The sequence below is a fragment of the Pseudomonas sp. S37 genome, from assembly GCF_016658545.1.
GTDB lineage: Bacteria > Pseudomonadota > Gammaproteobacteria > Pseudomonadales > Pseudomonadaceae > Aquipseudomonas.
This window is the reverse complement of record NZ_JACVZC010000039.1, coordinates 38,033-46,180: the sequence shown is the minus strand read 5'-3', so window position 1 is coordinate 46,180 and position 8,148 is coordinate 38,033. Positions and strand designations below refer to the sequence as shown.

Annotated in this window: 6 protein-coding genes; 2 read left to right on the top strand and 4 right to left on the bottom strand. The window is 65.3% G+C overall.

Annotation, left to right across the window (positions count from 1 at the left end):
• Positions 1 to 69 precede the first annotated feature (69 nt).
• The gene (locus IAE39_RS14460; RefSeq protein WP_201203490.1) at positions 70 to 807 is read right to left on the bottom strand and encodes a GntR family transcriptional regulator; all 738 of its coding nucleotides are present in this window, start codon (positions 805 to 807) and stop codon (positions 70 to 72) included.
• Positions 808 to 924: 117 nt separating this feature from the next.
• Between IAE39_RS14460 and IAE39_RS14455 the strand changes: the two genes are divergently transcribed.
• Both IAE39_RS14455 and IAE39_RS14450 read left to right on the top strand, forming a co-directional pair.
• Entirely contained in the window at positions 925 to 2,280 is a 1,356-nt protein-coding gene (locus tag IAE39_RS14455; RefSeq protein WP_201203488.1) for a class-II fumarase/aspartase family protein, read from the top strand.
• Between the two features lie 69 nt (positions 2,281 to 2,349).
• Positions 2,350 to 3,651, top strand: a complete 1,302-nt coding sequence (locus IAE39_RS14450) for a cation:dicarboxylate symporter family transporter (RefSeq protein ID WP_201203486.1) — start codon at positions 2,350 to 2,352, stop codon at positions 3,649 to 3,651.
• A 119-nt stretch (positions 3,652 to 3,770) separates the two neighbouring features.
• On the opposite strand, the gene IAE39_RS14445 is transcribed toward IAE39_RS14450, so the two are convergent.
• The 3 genes from IAE39_RS14445 to IAE39_RS14435 form a co-directional block, all read right to left on the bottom strand.
• On the bottom strand, positions 3,771 to 5,288 hold the full coding sequence (locus tag IAE39_RS14445) for a DHA2 family efflux MFS transporter permease subunit (RefSeq protein ID WP_201203484.1): 1,518 nt from the start codon (positions 5,286 to 5,288) through the stop codon (positions 3,771 to 3,773).
• The gene (locus IAE39_RS14440) at positions 5,278 to 6,423 is read right to left on the bottom strand and encodes an HlyD family secretion protein (RefSeq protein ID WP_201203481.1); all 1,146 of its coding nucleotides are present in this window, start codon (positions 6,421 to 6,423) and stop codon (positions 5,278 to 5,280) included. The genes IAE39_RS14445 and IAE39_RS14440 overlap by 11 nt, the downstream gene beginning before the upstream one ends.
• A gap of 238 nt (positions 6,424 to 6,661) precedes the next feature.
• Positions 6,662 to 8,080 carry an efflux transporter outer membrane subunit gene (locus IAE39_RS14435; protein ID WP_201203479.1) on the bottom strand — a complete coding sequence of 473 codons (1,419 nt, stop codon included), beginning with the start codon at positions 8,078 to 8,080 and terminating at the stop codon, positions 6,662 to 6,664.
• Positions 8,081 to 8,148 lie beyond the last annotated feature (68 nt).

The window sequence follows — 8,148 nt, the reverse complement described above, 5'->3', positions numbered from 1 at the left end:
GGGCTGCTTTGCAGCCCGATCGCGACACAAGGCCGCTCCTACAGGGGTCGCGTAAAGTACTGAAATGGTTTAGCCCGCCGAGCGATCCCTGCGCATCTGGGTCACCAGGGTAAACCGGTCATCCGGGTGCACGGTCTCGGACACCGCCATCAAATCACCATTCTCCTCGCGGTAATGGCGGATGATCTTCAACCCCGGTGAACCCGCCTCGGCCTTCAGCGCCCGGGCCAAGTCCGCTGTCAGCAACACCGCCCGCACCTGTTGGTCGACGACCGCGATCGCCCGGCCGTAGTGCTGCTCGATCAACCCGGCAATCAACTGGTCGGGGTGTTCGCGGGCCCGTTCGATGACCTCGGCGTAGTCGCGCTGTGCATACACGTCGGTCCAGCACAGCGGCGCAGCATGGTGTGCACGATCAACGCGGATACTCGACACGCAGAAGTAATGCTCCCCCGGCACCAACCCCAGGCGCGCTGCCTCGCTCAGGTCGGCGACGAAGTGGCGCACGCCCTGGATTTCCCGCTGCTGGGTTTCTGCCAGGTGGGCCAGGTCGGCCACGCTGGCCAGCGACTGCGAATAGCCGCCGCGCGGGCTGCTGGCCTCGACCCGGGTGCCGACGCGCTTGCGCCGCGACACCAACCCCTGGTTGAGCAACTGGTCGATGGCGGCACGCACCGTGTGTCGGCTTACACCGTACAGGTCGCACAGCTCGAACTCGGTCGGCAGCAGGCTGCCCACCGGGTAGCGGCCATTGGCGATGCCCTCCATCAAGTCCTTGGCCACGGTGGTATAGCGCGTCGGGTTCATACCTTTGGTCTGTCTCGCAAATTTCATCGGTTGACAGTGTATCAGCGACAGGGCAAGAATTATGTACGGACATAACAAATATGTCCGGTCAAAAAATAACATTTCAGGATCCCTGCCATGTCCACCACCGTTTTCGATTCCACCCTGTTCCGCGACATGTTCGGCACCGCCGAAATGCGTGCGGTGTTCTCCGACAAATCGCTGATCGAGCGTTACATCGAAGTCGAAGTGGCCCTGGCCAAGGCTGAAGCGCGTTGCGGCGTCATCCCTGGCGAGGCTGCGGTGCAGATCGCCGAGCTGTCGCGCTACGAGGCGCTGGACCTGGCGCTGATGCAGCACGAAACCGAAATTGTCGGCTACCCGATCCTGCCGCTGGTCGAGCAGCTGTCGAAGCTGTGTGGCGAAGCCGGCCGCTACGTACACTGGGGCGCCACCACCCAGGACATCATGGACACCGCCGTGGTCCTGCAGGTGCGTGCCGCACTGGCCATCGTCGAGCGCGACATCCAGGCCGTGCGCGGCCTGCTGGCCGAGCTGGCGCAACGCTACCGCGACACGCCAATGGCTGGCCGCACCCACCTGCAGCACGCACTGCCGATCACCTTCGGCTACAAGTGCGCGGTATGGTTGAGCATGTTCGATCGCCACGCCGAGCGCCTGGTAGAGCTGCGCCCGCGGGTGGAAGTGGGGCAGTTTGCCGGTGCTGCCGGCACCCTGGCCTCGCTGGGCGACAAGGGCCTGGAAGTGCAGGCGGCACTGATGGCCGAACTGGGCCTGGGCGTACCGCAGGCCACCTGGCACGTGGCCCGCGACGGCCTGGCCGAAACCCTGAACTTCCTCGGCCTGGTCAGCGCCTCGCTGGGCAAGGTGGCGCTGGACATCATGATGATGATGACCAGCGAGCTGGGCGAAGCCTACGAGCCATTCGTAAAAGGCCGTGGCGCCAGCAGCACCATGCCGCAGAAGCGTAACCCGATTTCCTGCGAGCTGATGTACGCCGCCGCCAAGGGCGTGCGCCAGCAGGCCGGGCTGATGCTCGATGCGATGATCCAGGACTTCGAGCGTTCCACCGGCCCATGGCAGGCCGAATGGATTGCCATTCCTGAAGCCTTCGCCCTGACCGGCGCCTCGCTGGCGCAGGCGCGCTTCATGCTCGCTGGCCTGGATGTGCGCACCGAGCGCATGCGCAAGAACCTCGACATGACCCAGGGCCTGATCGTCGCCGAAGCCGTGATGATGGGCCTGGCCCCGGCACTGGGCCGCCAAGTGGCGCACGATGTGGTGTATGCCGCCTGCCGCATGGCCAACGACCAGGGCATCAGCCTGCTCGATGCGCTCAAGGCCCAAGGCGAAGCCAGCGCTCACGTCGAGCTGGCCACGCTGGAAAAACTGTGCGACCCGACCAACTACCTGGGGCTGGCCCCGCAGATGGTCGACCAGGCGCTGGCGCGCCCGGGTGCCGTCGCCCGCTGATCCGCCCGGGGCTCGGTTTGCGCCGGGCCCGGTCCTTTGCTTTTCGACAAGAACAATGAGAACACAGCCATGTCTTCCACTGCTAAAAAGCCGCTGTACAAGGACCTGACCTTCCAGGTCATCGCGGCGATGCTGATCGGCATCGCCTTCGGTTTCCTTGCGCCGGAGCTTGCTGCCAAGTTCAAGATCCTCGGCGACATCTTTCTCAAACTGATCAAGACCGCCGTTGCACCGCTGGTGTTTTTCACCGTGGTCCACGGCATTGCCTCGGCTGGCGACATCAAACGGGTCGGCAAGGTGGGCTGGCGTGCGCTGGTGTACTTCGAGCTGCTGTCGACCCTCGCCCTGGCCCTGGGCCTGCTGTGGGGCAACCTGATCAGCATCGGTTCGGGCATGCACGGCGCTCACGCCAGCAGCGCCGCATCGGCGGCTGCCAGTGCTGCCGTTGCCAAAGGCCATGCGCCGACTTCGACCATGGACTTCATCTACAACATTTTCCCCGACAACTTCGTCGGTGCCTTTGCCGGCGGGCAACTGTTGCAGGTGCTGGTGATCGCCGTGCTGTTCGGCTTTGCCCTGCTGGCGCTTAAGCACGAGCGTCGGGCGGTGGTTGAAGATGGCCTGAACCGGGTGTCGGAATGCTTTTTCGAGTTCATCAACCTGATAATGAAGTTCGCCCCGCTGGGCGCATTCGGTTCGGTGGCCTACGCGGTGGGCAGCAACGGTTCGGCAGTGCTGATGTCGCTGGCCAACCTGGTGCTGATGTTCTACCTGGCGGTGGCCTTCTTCCTGTTCGTGGTGCTGGGGGCGGTGTGCCGCTTGTCGGGCTTCAGCCTGTTGCGCTTCCTCAAGTACATCAAGGACGAGATTTTCATCGTGCTCGGTACCGCATCGTCGGAAAGTGCCCTGCCACGGTTGCTGCAGAAGCTTGAGCGCTTTGGCTGCTCGAAGCAGAGCGTGGGCCTGGTGCTGCCGACCGGTTATGCCTTCAACCTGGATGGCACCTCGATCTACATGTCGATGTGCGTGCTGTTCATCGCCAACGCCTACGGCGTACCGCTGGGCTGGGAACAACAACTGGGTATCCTGGCGATCATGCTGGTGACCTCCAAGGGCGCGGCGGCGGTGTCCGGTGGCAGCTTCGTGGTATTTGCCGCCACGGTGACTGCCATTGGCGTGCTGCCGGTGGAAGGGCTGGCGCTGCTGTTTGGCGTGTACCGCTTCATGTCCATGGCCATGGCTGCCTGCAACACCATCGGCAACAGCGTGGCGACCGTGGTGGTGGCCAAGTGGGCGGGGGAGTTTACCGAGCAGAGCGCGCGTGAGGAGTATTCACGGGTGCTGGGCAGGGCGCCAGGGGCGGCGCTCTGAGCTACTAGCGCGTCTGTAGACGCAATACATAACCTGTGGGAGCGGGTTCACCCGCGAATGCGGCGCTAAATTTTACATCGCATTCGCGGGTGAACCCGCTCCCACAGGGTAGGATATCGCTATCGAATTTTCTGTTTTGACCGTAACAGCAATGCCGCCAGCGCACACCCCAGCAAAGCCAGGCACGCCAGGTAGAACGCATCACTGTAAGCCATCAGGTAAGCCTCGCGGCGAATGGTCCCCGCCAACCCTTCCAGCACCTGCTGCTGATGCGGCAACCAGCCCTGCACGGTCTGGTTGATCCGCTCTTGCACACCCGGCTCAAACACGGTCACCTGCTCGTGAATGCGCTCACTATGAAAGCGCTCACGGGTCGCCACCAGTTGTGTCAGCCCGGCTGTGCCGATTGCACCGCCAAGGTTGCGCAGCATCGAGAACACCGCCGAAGCGGAACCCGCCTCGCGCTTGTCCAGCCCGGCCACCGCCAGCACCGACAACGCCACCATGATGAACGGCTGGCCAATACCCCGTACCACCGTCGACGGGATGATCACGTTGTCGGCACTGTCGGCGCTCAGGCTCGCCCCCAGCCAGCAACCCAGGGCCATGATCAAAAAACCGCTGGCAACCATGAACTTGGCACTGGTCCAGCCCATCAGCCTGGGCATCAACGGCGCCAGCAGCAACTGCACCACGCCGTAGGCAATCAGCGCCACGCCGACGTCGTGCGCGCTGAAGCCCTGCAGTTGCGACAGGTAATTGGGCACCAGGAACACCAGGCCGAACGTGGCCGCGCCAAAGATGAACATGGCCACGCTGGCGACGCCGAAGTTGTAGCGGCCGAGCAAGTGCAAGTTGATGAATGCGCGCCGGCCGAACAATTGCGTGACCACGAACACCACCAGGGCAATGCCTGCGACCACGCTCATGCCGACGATGAACGGCGAGCCGAACCAGTCCAGCCGGCCGCCTTCTTCCAGCACGATCTGCAGGCCACCCAGGCCGATGACCATGGCGGCAATCCCCAGCCAGTCACCCTTGCGCAGCAACTCAAGCTTCATCGGCCTGGCCTCGATCGACCAGGCGATGGCGAACAGCAGCGCAATACCGGGGAACAGCTGCAGGTAGAAGATCCAGCGCCATGAATACGCATCGGTCAGCCAGCCGCCAATCGACGGCCCGGCCGCCTGTGCCACGCTGTTGGCCAGGCTGAACAGCGCCATGCCCATGGCCATCTTGCTGGCCGGCAGTTCGGTGATGATCAGCTGGAACGACAACGGGATCAGCACGGCGCCCGCAGCGCCCTGGATGACCCGGATGGCAATCATCGCCTCCAGGTTCGGCGCCCAGGAGCAGGCCACCGAGGCCACCAGAAAGATCAGCGAGCCGGTCCACATCACCCGGCGCAGCGAGAAAACTTCGACCAGCCAGGCGGTCAGTGGAATCATCACGATCTCTGCCACCAGGTAGGCGGTGGAGATCCACGAGCCTTCCTCGAAGCTGGCGCCCAGCGAGCCGCGAATCTCTGGCAGGGCGGCGCTGGTCACATGCACGTTCATGCCGGCCATGAAGCAGCCGAACAGGCCGCCCAGTACTGCCACCCAGGCGCGCAGCGAGACGGCTTGCTCAGTGGCCATCGGCAACCTCGGCAGTGCGGGTGTCGACCGTGCTGACGACCGACATGCCGGGCAGCACCTGCGGGCCGTCCAGCGGCGTTTCGAGCAGGATGCGCACCGGGAAGCGCTGGACGATCTTGGTGAAGTTGCCGGTGGCATTGTCCGACGGCAGCAGGGCGAAGACATTGCCCGAGGCCGGCGAGAAACTGGCCACCCGGCCATGCAGTGGCTGGCCGGCGAAGCTGTCGACGCGGATTTCCACCGTTTGCCCCGGGCGCATGCGGGCCAGTTGGGTTTCCTTGTAGTTGGCCACCACGTAGGCCTGTTGCACCGGCACCACAGCCAGCAGCGGCTGGCCCGGCACCACGTACTGGCCGGCGCGCACCCGGCGTTGGCCGATTACACCAGTGATGGGGGCACGGATGACGGTGTCCTGTTCGTCCTGCTCGGCCAGTTGTTGGCGGGCCTGGGCGTGGCTCAGGGCTGCTGCGTGCTGTTGCAGTTCGGCATCCGCCTGGGCTGAACGGGCCTTGGCCATGGCCAGCTGTGAGCGTTGTTCGCGCAACGCGGCCTGGGCGCCTTGCAGCGCCGCTTGCGCCTGGGTGGCTTGGGCGCTGGCCGCTTCCAGGCGTTGCGCGGTCGCCGCGTCATCGCGTACCAGACCACGGTAGCGCCGCACGTCCAGCGCACTGCGCTGTTGTTCGGCGGTGGCGCTGCTCACGGCCGCTTCAGCCTGCTGAATGGCCTGCTGTCGCTGGTTGATGCGCTCGTCTGCCACCTGCTGGCTGGCCCGGGCGGCGGCCAGTGCTGCCTGCGCCTCGGCCACGCCTGCCCGGGCCTGGTCGAGGCGGGCGCGGTAATCGCGGCCCTGCAGGCGCACCAGTATGTCGCCGGCCTTTACCGGTTGGTCGTCAGCCACTTCAACCTTGGCGACATAGCCGGCCACGCGTGGGCTGATGGCCACCCAGTCGGCGCGGACGTAGGCATCGTCGGTGGTTTCCAGGTAGCGGCCGATGGTGAGCCAGTAGCTGCTGAAGGCCAGCAGGGTGATAGCTGCCAGGCTGACGCCGGCGATGCAGGCCAGGCGGCGACGGGATCTGGCTTTGGCCAACTGTTCAGCTTCGGCAGGGGCGGTTTGCTCTACGGCGACATTCATGTTTGGTTTCCATTATTGAAATGCGACTGATGGCTGACGCGGTCAGATGTAGGAGATCGCCCAGCCCTTTGCGCTGCGCTGTCGCGCAGAGAACTGAGTTCGCAAGCGGTCCACATACCCTGTGGGAGCGGCTTTAGCCGCGAAGAATCCAACGCGGTGCATGGCACCGGCTGCGCCGGTGTTCGCGGCTAAAGCCGCTCCTACACAGGCCGGTGAACCCGTTGCAGTGGCTTATCGGCTACCACCGCCCACCCAACGCGCGGAACAGGTTGACCTGCGCCTGCGCCAGGCGCCCTCGGGCCTGCACATGGCTGGCCCGCAGGCGAATCAGCTCGCGCTCGCTGTCGAGCAGGGCCAGCCCGTCCACCGTGCCGGCGCGGTAGTTGCCCTGGGCCAGGGCAAACCCCCGTTGGCTGTGCGCCAGGGCCGCATCCAGTGCCTGCAGGCGTTGTCGCTCACCGTCGTAACGCGCCAGCGCCTGGCGCACATCGTTGAGCGCGTTCAGCGCCACGCCGTGGTAATGGGCGACCTGCGCCTGCTGCAAGGCCAGGGCCTTGCCGACCCGTGCGCGGTTGGCCTTGATGTTGGGGAATTGCCACTGCACCAAGGGGCCGATACCGAACACCACCGCACGGCTGTCGCCGAGGTTGTCAAGGCGATGGTCCGACGCCGTCAACGAGGCGCCGAAGCTGACCTTCGGATACAGGTCTGCCCGGACGATTTCGGTTTCCAGCGCAGCCGCCTGCAGTTCTCGCTCGGCCTGGCGCAGGTCTGGCCGGCGCTCCAGCAAATGCCAGCCATCGCCAACGGGCAACGGCACCGACAATGTGGGGATGTCGGGACAGGTCGTTGCCTCGGCAACCGAGACCTGGCCGCTGAGCATGCTCAGCTCGTAAAGCGCCATCTGCCGCCGGGCGGCGAGTATCGGCAGTTGTGCCCGTACCTGCTCGCGCAAGCCCAGCAGGCGCTCGCTGTCGAGCGCGGTGGCCACGCCGGCCTGGTGCTGGCGCGCGCTAAGCTGCACGCTGCGCTCGAGGGTTTGCAGCGACTGCCTTGCCGCGTCCAGGCGCGCCGCGTAGACGCATTGGTCGAGGTAGGCGCGGCTGGTCTGGGTGACCACCTGCAGGCGCACCAGGTCCCGTGCCGCAGCACTGGCGTCGGCTTGTGCCCGGGCGCGCTCGATGGCGGCGCGCACCTGGCCCCAGACATCGACCTGGTAGGCCAGCTCGATGCCCGGGCTGAACTGCCATTGCGACGGCGCGTGGCTGTCGGTTGCCTCGGCCAGGGTCTGGTCATCGGCGCTCTTGCCGTAGGTGGCGGCAATGCCCACCTCCGTCGAAGGCCAGCGTCGCGCGTCGAACTCTCCGATACCGGCCAGCATGGCCTGCACATTGGCCTCGGCCTGTGCCAGGTCCTGATTGTGCGCCAGGGCTTGCTCTACCCAGCGATTGAGTTGCGGGTCCTGGAACAGCGCCCACCATCGTTCGGGCAAGGGTTGCCGGCTGATGCCAGCCGGCATGCTCGTCAACGGGTCTGCCTGCAGCGCTGCGGGTGGCGGGGTGGGTACCGGCTGCCGGGCGCACGCGGCCAGCACGCCGAGCATGCCGAGCGCGGCGCCCAGCCGGGCGGGTAAGGGGAAGGGGTGCAGTAAAGGCATCACACAGGTCGCTCGAAAGTGGTGATGCGAGGTTAACGAGGTCGGGGTGAATGACGCTGTCGCGAGCG